Source organism: Oleiphilus sp. HI0043 (assembly GCF_001634935.1).
On record NZ_LWEY01000529.1, the window covers coordinates 1 to 592 of the forward strand.

General features: G+C 47.1%; 1 pseudogene. It reads left to right on the top strand.

Going from position 1 to position 592, the window contains the following annotated elements:
• Window positions 1-592: pseudogene (locus tag A3729_RS06530) on the top strand (F0F1 ATP synthase subunit alpha); the annotation flags it as partial.

Below are 592 nucleotides of genomic sequence, written 5' to 3' on the forward strand. Positions count from 1 at the left end.
CAGGTGCAGCTGATCCAGCAGCAATGTTGTTCTTAGCGCCATACGGCGGTACAACAATGGGTGAATACTTCCGTGACCGCGGTGAAGACGCATTGATCGTATTTGATGATTTGACCAAGCAAGCTTGGGCATACCGTCAGATTTCATTGCTACTACGTCGTCCACCAGGTCGTGAAGCATATCCAGGTGACGTATTCTACTTGCACTCACGTCTACTAGAGCGTGCATCACGTGTAAACGCTGATTACGTTGAGCAGTTCACCAATGGTGAAGTTAAGGGCCAAACTGGTTCATTGACAGCTCTACCGATCATCGAAACACAAGGTGGTGACGTATCTGCATTCGTACCAACTAACGTAATTTCGATTACAGATGGTCAGATCTTCCTTGAGACCAACCTATTTAACTCTGGTATTCGTCCTGCAATGAACGCAGGTATTTCGGTATCACGAGTTGGTGGTGCAGCTCAGACTAAGATCATCAAGAAGTTAGGTGGTAGCGTACGTTTGGCTTTGGCTCAGTATCGTGAATTGGCAGCATTTGCTCAGTTCGCATCAGACCTTGATGATGCAACACGTAAGCAGCTAGAGCA